A 15,399-nucleotide genomic window follows, 5' to 3' on the forward strand; every position below is an offset into this window, starting at 1 on the left:
TTTCATTTCTGTTCATGGCCGTCCTGGCCCTGAGCGGTTGCCAGACTGCCCCGCCAAAAGGCCTTACGCCTGCGCAGATTGCCGTGCTCAAGCAGCAAGGGTTCAAACTGACCGAAGAGGGTTGGGCGTTCGGCCTTTCGGGTAAAGTACTGTTTGGCAGCGACGTGGAAAGTCTGAATGAAGCCAGCACCGAGATCGTCGAGCGAATCGGCAAGGCGCTGCTCAGCGCCGGTATTGAACGGGTGCGTGTCGATGGCCATGCCGACGCATCGGGTTCCCAGGCCTATAACGATCAACTGTCGATACGTCGGGCCAATAGCGTGAGCAAGGTGCTGATTGGCGTTGGCATGCGCGAAGAAAACGTTCAGTCCCGCGGCTTGGGCAGCAGCAGACCGGTCGCATCCAACGACACGGTCGAAGGCCGGACGGAGAACCGTCGCGTGGCCATCGTGGTGATTGCCGACTAATCGGCAAACACCATCTCCCGGCTGTCACCCATCAGTAGTGGCTGATTCTGTTCGGTCACCTCTCTGATGTAATCCCACAACAGCGTAATCCGCTTGAGCTTGCGCAGATCCTCGCGGCAGTACATCCAGAACTGCCGGGTGATGGTGATGTCCTCCGGCAGCACCGGCAGCAACCGTGGATCCTGGGCGGCGAGAAAGCACGGCAGAATCGCCAGCGAGCGCCCTTGCTGCGCCGCCACGAATTGCGCGATCACGCTGGTGCTGCGCAGATGGGCGCTGGCGTCGGGCAGCACGTTTGCCAGGTAGAGCAACTCCGAACTGAACGCCAGGTCATCCACATAGCTGATGAATGAATGCTTTCGCAGGTCGGCCGGACGGTGAATGGGCGGATGGCTGTCCAGGTAGGGCTGGGTGGCGTAAAGCTGCAACCGGTAGTCACACAGTTTGCAGCATACGTAAGGACCATGTTCGGGGCGTTCCAGGGCAATAACGATGTCGGCCTCGCGCTTGGAGAGGCTGATGAAGTGCGGCAGCGGCAGGATGTCCACCGAGATGGCTGGATAGGCATCGACGAAGTGACTCAGTTGCGGCGTGATGAAGTAGCTGCCGAAGCCCTCCGTACAGCCCATGCGCACATGACCGGACAGCGCGACGCCCGATCCTGACACCTGTTCGCAGGCCATATGCAGGGTGCTTTCGATCGATTCGGCATAGCTCAACAGGCGTTGGCCTTCGGCGGTCAGCACAAAGCCGTTGGTCCGGGATTTCTCGAACAATAGTGTTCCCAATGAAGCTTCCAGCGAGCCGATGCGTCGCGACACCGTGGTGTAGTCGACGCCGAGGCGCTTGGCCGCCGTGCTGGCCTTGCGGGTGCGGGCCACTTCCAGGAAGAACTTGAGGTCGTCCCAGTTCAGCGAACCGAGGGAGGTGATGTTTTTTTGCATGATGGACCGGTTTATATGTGCGTTCTTATTAGAAGTTTGCACATCTATACTCCAAAAATCGTCTCATCACCAAGGTGTCTTTGCGCCTTGGTTTCTGCTGAATCAACGCACTCTATAAGAACAATCCCGGAGGCCAGCATGAACGTTTCCCTCACGTCCAGTGATACCACCCTGCAGACCGTCAAGCTGTTGATCGACGGCGAATGGGTCGAATCCCGTTCCAGCGAATGGCACGACATCGTCAACCCGGCCACCCAGCAAGTGCTGGCGAAAGTCCCGTTTGCCACCGCATCGGAAGTCGATGCCGCCATTGCTGCTGCCCAGCGTGCCTTCCAGACCTGGAAGCTGACGCCCATCGGTGCGCGGATGCGCATCATGCTCAAGCTCCAGGCGTTGATCCGCGAACATTCCAAACGCATTGCCGCCGTCCTCAGCGCCGAGCAGGGCAAGACCCTCGCGGACGCCGAAGGCGATATTTTCCGTGGCCTGGAAGTGGTCGAGCACGCCTGCTCCATCGGCACCTTGCAGATGGGCGAGTTTGCCGAGAACGTCGCCGGTGGCGTTGACACCTATACGCTGCGCCAGCCGATCGGTGTCTGTGCGGGCATCACCCCGTTCAACTTTCCGGCGATGATTCCGCTGTGGATGTTTCCGATGGCCATCGTCTGCGGCAACACCTTCGTCCTGAAACCATCGGAACAGGATCCGCTGTCGACCATGTTGCTGGTTGAGCTGGCGGTTGAAGCCGGTGTGCCGGCAGGCGTGCTCAACGTGGTGCATGGCGGCAAGGACGTGGTGGATGCACTCTGCACTCACAAGGACATCAAGGCGGTTTCGTTTGTCGGTTCGACGGCGGTCGGCACCCACGTGTATGACCTGGCGGGGCGTCACGGCAAGCGCGTGCAGTCGATGATGGGCGCCAAGAACCACGCGGTGGTGCTGCCTGATGCCAACCGCGAGCAAACCCTCAATGCCCTGGTGGGGGCCGGCTTCGGCGCGGCGGGCCAGCGTTGCATGGCGACCTCCGTGGTGGTGATGGTGGGCGCGGCCAGGCAATGGCTGCCGGAGCTGAAAGCGCTGGCGCAGAAGCTCAAGGTCAACGCCGGGAGTGAGCCGGGCACGGACATCGGTCCGGTGATTTCCAAGCGGGCCAAGGCACGGATCCTCGAACTGATCGAGAGCGGCGTGCAGCAGGGGGCGAAGCTGGAACTCGATGGCCGTGGTGTCAGCGTGCCAGGTTTCGAACAGGGTAACTTTGTCGGGCCGACCCTGTTTTCCGGCGTGACCACCGACATGCGTATCTATACCGAAGAGATTTTCGGGCCGGTGCTGGTGGTGCTGGAAGTCGACACCCTCGACGAGGCGATTGCCCTGGTCAATACCAATCCGTTCGGCAACGGCACAGGCCTGTTCACCCAGAGCGGCGCGGCGGCACGCAAGTTCCAGAGTGAAATCGACGTCGGTCAGGTGGGGATCAACATCCCGATTCCAGTGCCGGTTCCGTTTTTCAGCTTCACCGGCTCCCGTGGTTCGAAACTCGGTGACCTTGGCCCATACGGCAAACAGGTGGTGCAGTTCTACACTCAGACCAAGACCGTTACCGCACGCTGGTTCGATGATGACAGCGTCAACGACGGTGTGAACACCACCATCAACCTGCGCTAAGGAGTCGGACATGAACATCGCATTTATCGGTCTGGGCAACATGGGCGCGCCCATGGCGCGCAACCTGCTCAAGGCCGGCCACTCGCTGAACCTGTTCGACCTGAACCAGACCGTGCTGGCCGAACTCGCGGCATTGGGCGGCACTGTCAGCGCCTCGCCTCGCGATGCCGCCCAAGGCTCGGCGCTGGTGATCACCATGCTGCCGGCCGCCGCCCATGTGCGCAGTGTCTGGCTGGGTGACGACGGTGTGCTGGCCGGCATTGCCGCCGGTACACCAGCGGTCGATTGCAGCACCATCGACCCGCAGACCGCCCGCGACGTGGCCGCCGCTGCCGCCAGACAAGGCGTGGCGATGGCCGATGCGCCGGTCTCGGGTGGCACTGGCGGCGCGGCGGCCGGCACGTTGACCTTCATGGTCGGTGCCTCCGCCGAGCTGTTCGCCACCTTGCAACCGGTGTTGGCGCAGATGGGACGTAACATCGTCCATTGCGGCGAAGTCGGCACCGGCCAGATCGCCAAGATTTGTAACAACCTGCTACTGGGAATATCGATGGTGGGCGTCAGCGAGGCCATGGCCCTGGGTGATGCCTTGGGGATCGACACCCAGGTGCTGGCCGGCATCATTAACAGTTCCACGGGGCGTTGCTGGAGTTCGGATACGTACAACCCATGGCCGGGTGTGATCGAAACGGCGCCGGCCTCCCGTGGCTACACCGGAGGTTTCGGTGCCGACCTGATGCTCAAGGACCTGGGTCTGGCCACCGAAGCTGCAAGACAGGTTCATCAGCCGGTGGTGCTGGGCGCGGTGGCGCAGCAGTTGTACCAGGCGATGAGCCAGAGGGGCGAGGGTGGCAAGGATTTCTCGGCCATCGTCAACAGCTATCGCAAACCACAGTAAGCGCGTGAGTGCAGCATTTGTGGCGAGGAAATGAGTTCCCTCGCCACAAATGCTGTGCGGGTTTATTGAAGCTGTAATAAACCCTGTTTAATGTGCAAGTGTCCTGGTTATTCCTGTGTTTCATACCCATGGAACTCTAGCGAATTAAGCCGGTTTATTGTGTTTATGGAGTGTTGACAGAAATAAAGCATTGCACAATACTCGGCGCTCAGGACGAGCGACACATATCAAGGAGCGATACCCATGCCTTCGCAGGAAACATGCGTACTAATCTCTGCCGGCCTTAAAAAGTTGGCGTTGAATCAAGAGTGCCGAGACGCTTTCAATAAAGACGCGTTGTTCTTCAGGTTATTCGAGCGAGCTGCTCAGCGTTATATAGTCTCGTCGAGCCTGGAAGGCCTTCCCCGCAAGCTGCAACTGCTCTGCGACAAGGGTTACCGACTCGGTGTCGAATATGTCGGCGAAGAAAACCATGACCCGCGCGTCGTACAGTCTTTTGTCGATGAATACCTGACGTCCATTCAGGCTTTCGCTAAGGCCGGATTAACTCCCCAGTTAGGTTTCGATTTAAGTGCAGTAGGGATGCTGATATCCCAGGAAACTGCTTATCGCAACGCCACCGCCATCTTGTCCGCCGCAGCGGAGCATAATATTCCCGTGATGATCAGCATGGAGCACTCTTCGGCGGTCGATAAGATCCTCGAAGTGTATTCCAAGTTGGCCCCCGATCATTCCAATATCGGTCTCACCGTGCAGGCACACTTGCATAGAACCGTGAATGATTTACCCGCCCTCATCCGTTATGGCCGCAAGATCAGGCTGGTTAAGGGCGTTTATAACGAAGCACCCGAAGTTGCGCTTCCCCGGGGCGCTGAACTTGATGAGCGTTATTTGAACCTGCTGGCCGATATCCTCGACGCCGGGGTTCCGGTCAGTTGCGCAACGCAAGATCCCAACCTGATCAAGCGCCTCTTCGAGGAGGGCTTCCACACCCGCATCGAGGAGCTGGAAATGCTCCACGGCGTGCAACCCGAGGTGTTGCGCAAAGCCAGGGATGCAGGACTGGCCTGTCGTATCGCGGCGGTCTACGGCGATAGCTGGTATCTGCATTTCCTGCATCGCCTGGCGGAGTCGCCTGTCAATGTCCTCGAGGCCCTGGCCGACTTCTACGATCCTTCTCGCATTGTCTTTGGCGCAGGTTATTAACGGAGCATTTATGTTTATCGATCTCAGAAGCGATACGGTAACCAAGCCAACGGAAGGCATGCGCAAGGCCATTTATCAGGCTGAAGTGGGTGATGACTGCTTCGGTGAAGACCCGACTGTGCGTGCATTGGAAGAATACTGTGCGCAATATTTCCAGAAGGAAGCGGCGCTGTTTACTTCTGGCGGCACGTTGAGTAACCAGTTGGCTATCAAGGCCATGACGAACCCGGGCGACGAAATATTCCTGGACGCTTCCTACCATATCAATTTCTATGAGTCCGCCTCGACCTCGGCTTTTTCCGGGGTCAATTTTTCGCTTTCAACCCATGACAGCGGGTTGTTCACGGTCAGTGACCTGGAAAAACTTCACGCCTCCAAATGCCGTTGGAGCCAGAATTACGCGCTGCCTCGGGTGGTGGTGATCGAGAACACGCTCGGGTGCAAAGGCGGCGCCATCTTTCCTTTGCAGCAAATGAACGATGTCTTTGCCTATGCCCAGGATATCGGTGCCTACCGTTACCTGGATGGCGCGCGCATTCTCCATGCGTCCATCGCGTCCGGCATTGACGTGACGTCGTATACCGACAACGCCGATCTCCTGTCGATGTGCCTGTCCAAGGGATTGGGCGCGCCGATCGGTTCGATCATGGTGGGGACCGGGGAACTGATACAGCGAGCCAAGAAGTACCGGAAATGGTTCGGCGGCGACTTGCATCAGGCCGGCATGATGGCGGCCGCCGGGCTTTACGCGATGCACAATCATGTCGAGCGCCTGGCCGAAGACCATGAGCATGCGGCGCTGCTGCACCAACTGCTCAACGACATCGACGAAGCGCCCGCTCGCTATAAGGGCACCAACATGGTCACCCTGGATATTGCCTCGCTGGAAATCCCGCCGGTGCAGTTCGCGGGCTACCTGCGCAAGCAAGGCGTAGGTGGGCTGCCTTATAACGCCAGGGAAATGCGCTTCATGCCGCATATCAACATTACCCGCGACGATATCCACAAAGCCGCCGGTATCATCAAGGACGCCGTCCGTGCGCTCAGCCAGGCCGGGGAGACGATCAAGTGATCTACAAGAAAAATGTCGTCCTGATCGTCGATGCCTATTCGATCGGCAGCCTGATCGCGCCAGCATTCATCTCCCGTGGATTGGACTGCGTGCATCTGCGTTCGACCGCCAACGTCAACGAGTTCTACAAGCCCTGGTTTCGTCCCGCCGATTTTATCGAAGACATTCTCTACAGCTCGGATGCCGAGTTGCGCCAGGCCTTGTCCGACTATTCGGTCCAGTTCGTGCTGGCCGGCTGCGAGTTCGGGGTTGAGCTGGCCGCTCACCTGGCCGAGTTGTTCGACGTCACGCGCCGCAATGATCCACGCCATGCCATTCGCTGGCGCGACAAGTTCGAAATGCATGAAGCGTTGCAGCAGGCCGGTGTACGGTCGATCAGGCATTTCAAATCGGGGTCCCTGGCGGCCATTCAGGAGTGGGTAAAAGAACACGCAATCCTGCCCGTGGTGTTGAAGCCGATCAAGAGCGCCGGCTCCGACAATATCCATATCTGCACCCGTGAGAGCGAGGTCGAGGGGGCATTCGAGGCGATCAAGTCGAGCCGGAACCTTTTTCTCGAAAGCAACGACGAAGTGCTGGTTCAGCAGTACCTGGATAACTCGGACTTCAGGACGGAACTGTCGGCGAGCAAGTCCAGCGATGTGGATATCGAATATTGCGTCAACACCGTGAGTGTCGACGGCCAGCACTATGTCAGCGAGATCATCCGTGTCTATCGCACGCGGATTGGCGATTCGCCGGTGCATGACTACAACCAGTTGATGTGCCCGGTGGACAATGCCGATGTCTATGCTCGTCTGTCGCATTACATTTTTTCCGTACTTGACGCGCTCGGTATTCGGCAAGGGGTTGGTCACAGCGAGCTGATGATTGTCGATGATGAGCCGGTACTGCTTGAAACCGCGGCACGCATGCCGGGTGGTATCGATCTGTCGGCTTATACCCGGGCCCTGGGGCATAACCAGTTGAGCCTGTGGATCGACTCTCTGATCAATCCCCAGGCATTTCTCGACTACCGCCAGCGGCCGAGAACCCGACTCTACTTCCATTCAAGCTGCGTGTTTCTGATCGCCCGGCAGGGCGGCCAGATCAAGCGGGCGCCTGAGCTGGCGCGATGGAAAGCGATCCCCGGGGTGCACAGCATCAAGATTCAGGATGAGGGCATGCTCAAGGAAACCGTTTCCCTGGAGAACTGCCCGGGCCACGTGTTCATCCTCGGTCATGATCGCGCCGCCATCCAGAAAAGCATCGAGTTGCTGCGTGAGGATGAGCCCGGCGTCTACAGGGCCATGCTGGCATGAACGACGTCTCGGGGGAGCTGGCCGTGCAGGATGGGGCCAAGGTCTATACAAGGCCTGTGATTCTGCTGCTGTCAGCGACATTTATCCTGACCGTCGCCCGGGCGCTGGCGCTGCCTTATCTGGTTGTCTACTGCTCCCAGGTGTTCGGCCTGGGTGTCACGGATATCGGCCTTGTGGTCGGCGGCGCGCTGATCGTCAGCTCCCTGTTGGGCGTCTATGGCGGCTTTCTGGTGGACAGGTTTTCCAACTATCGGATCCTGCTCGGTGCGGCCACCCTGTTTGCCCTGGCATTTGCCGTGGCCTACCAGGTTGCCAGCCTGGTGCCGTTCATCATCGCCATCGTAGTAGTGAACCTGTCCTATGCAGTGATCGATATCGCCGTGAAGTCAGGCATAGGTTTCCTGGTGATCGTCGATAAACGGGGAAGCGTGTTTTCCATGAAATACACGCTGACCAATGTCGGTTACGCCATCGGTCCGTTCTTGGGCGTGTTGTTCGCCAAGATAAGTCCCGGCCTGCCCTTTGCGGTTTCGGCGATGATCGGCGTGGTGTTCGTGGGGCTGTACAGCGTGTTGGGCGAGCGGCTCCCCCAGGGAGCAAGCACGGAGCGTCCGAACAATGACTTCGCTCGTGTACTGGTTCATCTGGGGCGCAATTACCGGCTGGTCTGCTTTACGATCGGCGGCGTTCTCAGTGCGATCGTGTTCGGACAGTTCACCGCCTATCTCTCGCAATATCTGATCGTGACCAGCGACCCGGAAAACACCTACCGGATCATCAATTATCTGGTCACCACCAACGCTTGCGTGGTCATCGGCCTGCAATACCTGATCGGCTCCAGGATTCATCAGAACAACCTGTTCCGCATGTTGCTGCTGGGCATGTTGTTCTTCATCACCGGCCTCCTGGGTTTCGCTTATGCACAGGGCTGGGTGGTCTGGGTGGTGGCCATGATCATTTTCACCGTGGGGGAGATCATCATTATCCCGGCGGAGTACCTGTTCATTGACTACATCGCGCCGGAAGACATGCGGGGCGTGTATTACGGCGCACAGAACCTGTCGAACCTGGGGGCGGCGCTGGGGCCTGTACTGTGTGGGGCGGTGTTGTCGTTGTATGCGCCCCAGACCATGTTCTACGTCCTGTCGCTGTGTGTGGTCGCGGCCAGCCTGTTCTATTTCCTGGGCTCCAGGCGCGGGGGACATTCATGATTCATTTCAACACTGCCGGTTCGGGGCTCATGTCCAGCGAGACGCTGAGTCAGATGCAGCATTATCTGCAGGCAGAGTTCGAGTTGGGCGCCTATGAGACCGAACTGAATCATTCGACCGTACTGGACGTCGAGGTCTATGAGAACATCGCCCGGTTGCTGGGCGCCGATGCGCGCAACATTGCACTGTTCGATGGGGCGACAAAGGCCTGGGTGACGGCGCTGGAATCACTGACCTGGACCGAGGGCGCACGGGTCCTGGTTACGCCTTACGAATACGCCGGCAACTTGATTGCTCTGTCCACATTGCAGCGCCTGCACGGGCTGGTGGTCGAAGTGATACCGCTGCTGGCCGATGGCAACCTGGACCTGCAATGGTTGGCCCGGCACATGAGCGTTGAGGTCAAGCTGGTCTCGCTCGTCCATGTGCCTTCCTGCTGCGGCATCGTCAATGACATCGTCGCGGTGGGTAACATTTTGCGCGATTACCCTTGCCTGTACTTTGTCGATGCCTGTCAGTCGGCAGGCATGCTCGCGCTGGATGTGCAGGCCATTGGCTGCGATGTACTGACGGCTGCCGGCAGGAAGTTCCTCTGTGGACCGAGAGGTACCGGATTCGCCTATCTTTCCGAGCGCTTCCTGGCCTCTGCGCAACCGCGTTTTACCGATCTGGGCCGGGCCAGCGTCGATCAATCCGGCGTGGTCCATCGGCGTGTCGATGATGCCCGTGGTTTCGAGTTTGCCGAACGCAACAACGCGGCAGTGGTGGGCTTGAACCAGGCGATCAAGGAACGCTTGTCGAGTGCCTACGGTGAAGAGTCCGAGCTCTACCGGACTCTTTTCCAGCGTATGGCCCGGATGCCCGACGTCCACTTGATTGCGCCGGGTACGCATCATCAAGGAATCATCGCGTTTACTCATGCCCGCTATGCGGCGACGGAAGTTGTCGGCTATCTGCGCGCCCGAGGAATCAACAGTTGGCCGGGGTATGCCTCCCATACGCCGTACTTCATGTTGAAGCAGGGGCATGAGCGCTTCGTGCGAATCTCCATCAATGCGCGGAACAGCGTTCGTGAGGCTGATGAATTCATCTCTTTGCTGGGGCAGATATAACCCGGCGCAGGGTACGAAACTTCACGCAAGAACCGTGGATGTCTGCAGTGATCACGTTGAATCAAGAAAGGGAATTCTGATGAACGATATGACCAGGTTTAATCCTTCAACTGAACTCAGGCAACGCTTGCGCCCCCTGTATCACAAGGATAACTGGCACTGGCTGGTTGCCCTTGGCGCGGACTTGATCGTCATTGCCGCGGCTGTGTACCTGAGCCATCGCTATAACTTTCTGTATCCGCTGGCGCTGCTGTTCATTGGCTCTCGACAGCGGGCTCTCGCGTCGCTTTTGCACGAAGCGGCGCACATGACCCTGGCCAGGAGCAAAATGCTCAACAAGTGGGTCGGCGAATATTTGCTGGCTTATCCCATCTTCCAGAACTTCGAAGCGTACCGTCGTTCCCATGTGCAGATGCATCACCACCATCTGGGTGATCAGGACAAGGATCCCGACCATCGCTTCTACATCGAGTCAGGTCTGTATGAGGCGCAGGATCGACTGGATTTCCTGTCCCGGCATCTGTTCAGGAGCGTGACGCTGGTCAACACCTACAAGTATTTTCTCTACCTGGTAAAGAATCGTGCCGGTGACATCCTCGCCAACCCGCTACAGGGCGTGAAGCTTCTGGCAGTGCATGGGGTCATCCTGCTGCTGTTGAGCTATTTCGTCGGTCCATGGGGCTATGTCCTGTTCTGGCTGATTCCATACTTCACAGCCTTCCAGGTGATCGGTTGGTTCTCCGAGATTTCCGAGCACTTTGGCATGTTCGGGGTCTACAAGGAGGAGGTGAATCTGACGCGCAATCGCTTCCCGACCCTGCCCGAAAGATTGTTCATTGGCATGCATGGCGATAACTATCATCTGACGCACCATTTGTTTGCCGGGGTTCCGTTCTGGAACCTGAAGCAGGCACACCGGATCTTGATGGACGATGAGAGTTACGCTGCGGCGAACCACGGCTGTGGCGGGATTTTTACGGCGAGGGAGGGGGCCCGGTCCAGCATCCATCAGATACTCGAGGCGTATCGAAGCGGCAAAATCAGCGCCATCAACGTCACGGTATAGCGCGTTGCGGCACTGCGCTGTGTTCGCACCGGGCGAGCACAGCGCATCGGCCGCGGATGTATCGGACCGCGTCAGGCGAAGACGAAGTATTTGCGCACGGTTTCAACCACTTCCCAGGTGCCTTTCATCCCAGGCTCGATGACAAAGATGTCACCGGCCCGCAGATGGATGGGTTCCATGCCTTCCGGCGTGATGATGCAGTAGCCTTCCTGGAAGTGGCAGTATTCCCACTTCACGTATTCCACGTACCATTTGCCCGGCGTGCAGATCCAGGTGCCCATGATCTTGCTGCCATCTTCGCTGGTGTAAGCGTTGAGGTTGACGGTATGCGGGTCGCCTTCGAGCTTCTCCCATTTGCAGGCATCGAGTACGGGCAGCGGATGGGTATCGCGCAGAACGGTGATAGGTGCGGTCATGTGGACTCCGGGCATTGGACGTAATCTGAAGAGGCACCCTATAGACGTCTGCGGTCCTCCAGTTGTCTGTGCTCGACATCGGGCTACCCAGAAACGCAAATCAATGCTCGGACAGATGCACGGCGAGAGCCTTGGCATAGGCCGGCAACGCCTCGAAATTGCACGCCGCCAACAACAGGGCCCGTTGTGCCCAAGCCTCGTGCAGCGGCACGCATCGATACGATGGCTCGGCAGGGCGGCGTTCAATAGTGGCCTTTGGCACGATGGCGATACCTGCGCCATGGGCCACCATGCGAATCACTCCATCGAAACCGTCAGCGCGAATGCGGATCCGCATGCGCAGCCCGGTGTGCAGGGCCTGCTCCTCGAGATACACCGCCAGGGCGTTGGTGGCGTTCAGCCCGACATAATCATGAACGAGGGTCTCGCTGAAACTGACTGCTCGGCCGTCGGCCAATGGATGCCCGGACGGTAGGATCAATACCAGCGGATCGTTGCGAAAGGGCCGGGTCTGAAGGTCATCGGTGTCGACTGCGTCGGACACGACACCCAGGTCTGCCGCACCCTGGCGCAAGGCATGGGTGATGCGTGAGCTGGGGAGCTCTTGCAGGTCGATGTCGAGATTGGGGTGGTCCTTGAGGAAGGTGGCCAGCAACTCGGGCAAGTGTTCGCTCATGGCGCTGGTGTTGCACAGCAACCGTACCCGGCCTTTGACGCCCTTGGCATACTCGGCCAGATCCTGTTGCAGGTGCTCCGCGTGTTGCAGCAATACCCGGGCATGCTGCGCCATGGCCTTGCCGGCCGGTGTGGGCGTTACGCCACGCCGCCCGCGTGCGAGCAATTCGGTGCCCAAAGACGCTTCCATGGCACGGACCCGCGCACTCGCCGCCGCCAGGGACAAATGGCTGCGGGCTGCTCCGGCGGTGATGTTGCCGGTGTCGAGGATGTTCACATAGAGGCGCAGGTCGGTGAGGTCGAAGTGCATGGGGGGATCCTGTGCCGGGTTTTGTGGTGTCTGATGGATTGCCATCGCGAGCAGGCTCGCTCCCACAGTGATCGGTGTGAGCACAAGATTTGTGTTCACCCTGTGGGAGCGAGCCTGCTCGCGAAGGGGCCAGTAGCACCACTAAAGTCTTCAGCCTCTTGTTGAGCAAGAGGCTGCCTCAGTATATGGCAGATTTCCAAACAACCCGCCTGGGCCCAGGATAGCCCCATGGACACCTTCATCGCTTTCTATCAGAACCTGGGCCCGGCGCTATCGCTGTTGATCGTCATCACCTTCCTGCTGGCCGGCACGATCAAAGGGGTGATCGGCCTCGGCCTGCCGACCATTTCCATGGGGGTGCTCGGTCTGGCTATGGCACCGATGCAGGCTGCCGCATTGCTCATCATCCCGGCCACTTTGACCAATCTTTGGCAGCTGGCTTTCGGCGGTCACTTGCGTACCTTGATCCGGCGCTTGTGGCTGCTGTTGTTGGCGATTTCCATCGGCACCGGTCTCGGGACCTTGTGGATCGGCATGGCGGGCGGCCCCTGGGTGGTGCGGGCCTTGGGAGGGGCATTATTAGTGTATGCCCTGAGTGGGCTGGCGCTGCCGGCGCTACGGGTAGGTGGAAGCGTTGAGTTGTGGCTGGCGCCGTTCTGCGGGCTGCTGACCGGCGTCATCACGTCTGCCACGGGTGTGTTTGTCATTCCGGCGGTGCCTTATCTGCAAGCACTGGGCTTGAGCAAGGACGAGCTGGTGCAGGCCCTGGGTCTGTCCTTCACGGTGTCGACGTTGGCCCTGGCGGCCGGCCTGTGGTGGCGCGGTGCCCTGGGTGGGGGAGAGCTGAGCGCGTCGCTGCTGGCGCTGGTACCGGCGCTGCTGGGGATGTGGCTGGGGCAGTGGTTGCGCCGGCGGATCAGCGCCGAGCTGTTTCGGCGGGTGTTCTTCATTGCCCTTGGCGGGCTCGGCGCTCACATGCTGATCAGTGGCTAGACGATGGACTCAGCATCTCGACACGACGGATCTCGAAATCGCGCTCCAGGTAATCCATGCGGTGCTCAAAGAACTGCTTCATGTGCGGCAGATTCGAATGCACGTCCAGGTGGGCCTGGGATTGCCAGATTTCATAGAAGATAAACAGTGTCGGATCCTGTTGGTCCCGCAGCATGTGGTATTCGATGCAGCCCGGTTCGGCGCGACTCGGTTCGACGTAGGCACGAAACAGTGCTTCGAAGGCTTCGGCTTTTTCCGGGCGGGTTTTGGCGTGGAGGATGAAACCGTGCAGTTCGCTCATCGCGTGTCTCCTGAATGGACGTGAACTGAATTCTACGGCAACAATCGGGTGCTGATTCGTGCGTATGAATCAAATCAGTTTTGCCGCTGCAGCGCTTACTCCGCGCGAGGCTCATCGGTAGTCTGCGCCCCATCATTTCCAACCTTTCCATTCGGCAGCCCTTCGACGGTGCTCGCTGTGGAACCTGATGAGGCTCCCATGAAAAAAGTCCTGTTGCTCAACGGTGGTAAACAGTTTGCTCATTCCGATGGCCGCTATAACGCGACCCTCCACGACACGGCCCTCAGTGTGCTGGACCGTGGTGGCCTGGACGTCAAAAGCACCTTCATCGACGGCGGCTACGATATCAAGGAAGAGGTCGCCAAATTTCTCTGGGCCGATGTCGTCATCTATCAGATGCCAGGCTGGTGGATGGGCGCGCCATGGACCGTGAAGAAGTACGTCGACGAAGTGTTTACCGAAGGTCATGGCAGTCTCTACGCCAGTGACGGCCGCACCCGCTCCGATGCCTCGCAGAAGTACGGTAGCGGTGGCCTGATTCAGGGCAAGCAATACATGTTGTCGCTGACCTGGAACGCCCCACAGCAGGCCTTCGATGATCCGACCGACTTCTTCGAAGGCAAGGGCGTGGACGCGGTGTACTTCCCGTTCCACAAGGCCAACCAGTTCCTGGGCATGACCGGCTTGCCGACCTTCCTGTGCGTGGACGTGATGAAACGCCCGAACGTCGAAGCCGATGTGGCGCGCTATGAACAGCATTTGATCGAGGTGTTCGGCCTTTCGCGGTAATCCGGCTACTCTCGCCACATTGACTGTGCATTCCATGAGAGGACGTTTGTGAAAGCCAGATCCGACGAGTTGCAGATCTTCGTCTGTGTGATCGAGTGTGGGTCGATCTCCGCCGCCGCCGAGCAGGTCGGGCAGACACCCTCGGCGGTCAGCCGCACGTTGTCCCGGCTGGAAGCCAAGCTCGACACCACACTGATCAATCGCACCACCCGGCGCATGGACCTGACCGAGGAGGGCCGGTATTTCTTCGAGCAGGCCAAAAGCATTCTCGACCAGTTGGAAGCGTTGGAGGAACGCTTGTCTTCCCGCCAGCAGAAGCCTTCAGGACGGTTGCGGATCAACGCTGCGTCGCCGTTCATGCTGCATGCCATCGTGCCGCACATCGATGAGTTCCGCAGGCTCTACCCGGATATCCAGCTCGAGCTCAACACCAATGACCTGATCATTGATTTGCTCGAGCAGAGCACCGACGTCGCCATCCGCATCGGCGCCCTCACCGATTCGACGTTGCATGCCCGTCCCCTGGGCTGCAGTCCGTTGCACATCCTGGCCAGCCCCGCTTATCTGACACAGCACGGTACGCCTTCAACCGTCGCCGAACTGGCGGAGCATGCATTGCTGGGGTTTGCCCAGAACGATGGCCTCAACCAGTGGCCCTTGCGCCATCTCCACGGCGACCGCTGGCCCATTCAGGCGGCCATCAGCGCGTCCAGTGGCGAAACGGTGCGCCACCTGGCGCTGCAAGGGCAGGGCATCGCCTGCCTGTCGGACTTCATGACCCGCGACGACATCCGTGCCGGCCGACTGAAGGTGCTGCTGGCCGAGGCCAATAGCGGATACCGCCAGCCGATCAACGCGGTCTACTACCGCAACTCTCAACTGGCGTTGCGCATCCAGTGCTTCCTGGACTTCATTCAGGACAAGCTCGCCGAATACGCCTCGCGGGATCTCTAGTGGCCTAGGTGGCTAATTC

Annotated in this window: 16 protein-coding genes; 12 read left to right on the plus strand and 4 right to left on the minus strand. The window is 59.1% G+C overall.

All coding sequences use genetic code 11. The features are described from left to right. The first annotated feature begins 14 nt into the window (after nucleotides 1–14). A complete protein-coding gene (locus tag QZH45_RS04340) occupies nucleotides 15–467 on the plus strand; it encodes an OmpA family protein (protein ID WP_050593890.1) in 453 nt (150 codons plus the stop codon). On the opposite strand, the gene QZH45_RS04345 is transcribed toward QZH45_RS04340, so the two are convergent. Continuing rightward, nucleotides 464–1,411: a LysR family transcriptional regulator gene (locus tag QZH45_RS04345; RefSeq protein WP_024781078.1), complete on the minus strand. Its 948-nt coding sequence runs from the start codon at nucleotides 1,409–1,411 to the stop codon at nucleotides 464–466. The genes QZH45_RS04340 and QZH45_RS04345 overlap by 4 nt on opposite strands. A 138-nt stretch (nucleotides 1,412–1,549) precedes the next feature. Here QZH45_RS04345 and QZH45_RS04350 point away from each other — a divergent pair, with 138 nt between their 5' ends. From QZH45_RS04350 to gntB, 8 genes are all read left to right on the plus strand, one after another. After that, nucleotides 1,550–3,076: a CoA-acylating methylmalonate-semialdehyde dehydrogenase gene (locus QZH45_RS04350; protein ID WP_055136063.1), complete on the plus strand. Its 1,527-nt coding sequence runs from the start codon at nucleotides 1,550–1,552 to the stop codon at nucleotides 3,074–3,076. Between the two features lie 10 nt (nucleotides 3,077–3,086). Continuing rightward, nucleotides 3,087–3,974, plus strand: coding sequence for a 3-hydroxyisobutyrate dehydrogenase (gene mmsB / locus QZH45_RS04355; protein WP_055136062.1), 888 nt, complete (start codon nucleotides 3,087–3,089; stop codon nucleotides 3,972–3,974). Between the two features lie 243 nt (nucleotides 3,975–4,217). After that, nucleotides 4,218–5,180 carry a proline dehydrogenase family protein gene (locus QZH45_RS04360; RefSeq protein ID WP_055136061.1) on the plus strand — a complete coding sequence of 321 codons (963 nt, stop codon included), beginning with the start codon at nucleotides 4,218–4,220 and terminating at the stop codon, nucleotides 5,178–5,180. Further along, nucleotides 5,158–6,252, plus strand: coding sequence for a threonine aldolase family protein (locus QZH45_RS04365; protein WP_160321678.1), 1,095 nt, complete (start codon nucleotides 5,158–5,160; stop codon nucleotides 6,250–6,252). Before QZH45_RS04360 ends, QZH45_RS04365 begins: the two co-directional genes overlap by 23 nt. Further along, nucleotides 6,249–7,553, plus strand: a complete 1,305-nt coding sequence (locus QZH45_RS04370) for a hypothetical protein (protein WP_055136060.1) — start codon at nucleotides 6,249–6,251, stop codon at nucleotides 7,551–7,553. Before QZH45_RS04365 ends, QZH45_RS04370 begins: the two co-directional genes overlap by 4 nt. Beyond that, nucleotides 7,550–8,764: an MFS transporter gene (locus QZH45_RS04375; RefSeq protein WP_024781084.1), complete on the plus strand. Its 1,215-nt coding sequence runs from the start codon at nucleotides 7,550–7,552 to the stop codon at nucleotides 8,762–8,764. The genes QZH45_RS04370 and QZH45_RS04375 overlap by 4 nt, the downstream gene beginning before the upstream one ends. Continuing rightward, nucleotides 8,761–9,876, plus strand: a complete 1,116-nt coding sequence (locus QZH45_RS04380; protein ID WP_024781085.1) for an aminotransferase class V-fold PLP-dependent enzyme — start codon at nucleotides 8,761–8,763, stop codon at nucleotides 9,874–9,876. The genes QZH45_RS04375 and QZH45_RS04380 overlap by 4 nt, the downstream gene beginning before the upstream one ends. Before the next feature lie 79 nt (nucleotides 9,877–9,955). After that, nucleotides 9,956–10,942, plus strand: coding sequence for a guanitoxin biosynthesis L-arginine gamma (S) hydroxylase (gene gntB, locus QZH45_RS04385; RefSeq protein ID WP_024781086.1), 987 nt, complete (start codon nucleotides 9,956–9,958; stop codon nucleotides 10,940–10,942). A 71-nt stretch (nucleotides 10,943–11,013) separates the two neighbouring features. Here the strand turns inward: gntB and QZH45_RS04390 are convergent, their stop codons facing one another. Together QZH45_RS04390 and QZH45_RS04395 are read right to left on the minus strand one after the other, a co-directional pair. Beyond that, entirely contained in the window at nucleotides 11,014–11,358 is a 345-nt protein-coding gene (locus tag QZH45_RS04390) for a cupin domain-containing protein (protein WP_024781087.1), read from the minus strand. Nucleotides 11,359–11,458: 100 nt separating this feature from the next. After that, nucleotides 11,459–12,343 (minus strand): LysR substrate-binding domain-containing protein, encoded by an 885-nt coding sequence (locus tag QZH45_RS04395; protein ID WP_024781088.1) that lies wholly within the window; start codon nucleotides 12,341–12,343, stop codon nucleotides 11,459–11,461. 228 nt (nucleotides 12,344–12,571) lie between these two features. On the opposite strand from QZH45_RS04395, the gene QZH45_RS04400 reads away from it, so the two are divergent. Beyond that, complete coding sequence (locus tag QZH45_RS04400) at nucleotides 12,572–13,336, plus strand: sulfite exporter TauE/SafE family protein (RefSeq protein ID WP_053194344.1); 765 nt, start codon at nucleotides 12,572–12,574, stop codon at nucleotides 13,334–13,336. Here QZH45_RS04400 and QZH45_RS04405 read toward each other — a convergent pair. Continuing rightward, nucleotides 13,326–13,637, minus strand: a complete 312-nt coding sequence (locus tag QZH45_RS04405) for a putative quinol monooxygenase (RefSeq protein WP_024781090.1) — start codon at nucleotides 13,635–13,637, stop codon at nucleotides 13,326–13,328. The genes QZH45_RS04400 and QZH45_RS04405 overlap by 11 nt on opposite strands. 198 nt (nucleotides 13,638–13,835) lie before the next feature. Here QZH45_RS04405 and QZH45_RS04410 point away from each other — a divergent pair, with 198 nt between their 5' ends. Together QZH45_RS04410 and QZH45_RS04415 are read left to right on the plus strand one after the other, a co-directional pair. Beyond that, nucleotides 13,836–14,426 (plus strand): NAD(P)H-dependent oxidoreductase, encoded by a 591-nt coding sequence (locus QZH45_RS04410; protein WP_024781091.1) that lies wholly within the window; start codon nucleotides 13,836–13,838, stop codon nucleotides 14,424–14,426. A gap of 48 nt (nucleotides 14,427–14,474) precedes the next feature. Continuing rightward, on the plus strand, nucleotides 14,475–15,380 hold the full coding sequence (locus tag QZH45_RS04415) for a LysR family transcriptional regulator (RefSeq protein WP_024781092.1): 906 nt from the start codon (nucleotides 14,475–14,477) through the stop codon (nucleotides 15,378–15,380). Nucleotides 15,381–15,399 lie beyond the last annotated feature (19 nt).

Source organism: Pseudomonas corrugata (assembly GCF_050920615.1).
Classification (GTDB): Bacteria; Pseudomonadota; Gammaproteobacteria; order Pseudomonadales; family Pseudomonadaceae; genus Aquipseudomonas; species Aquipseudomonas corrugata.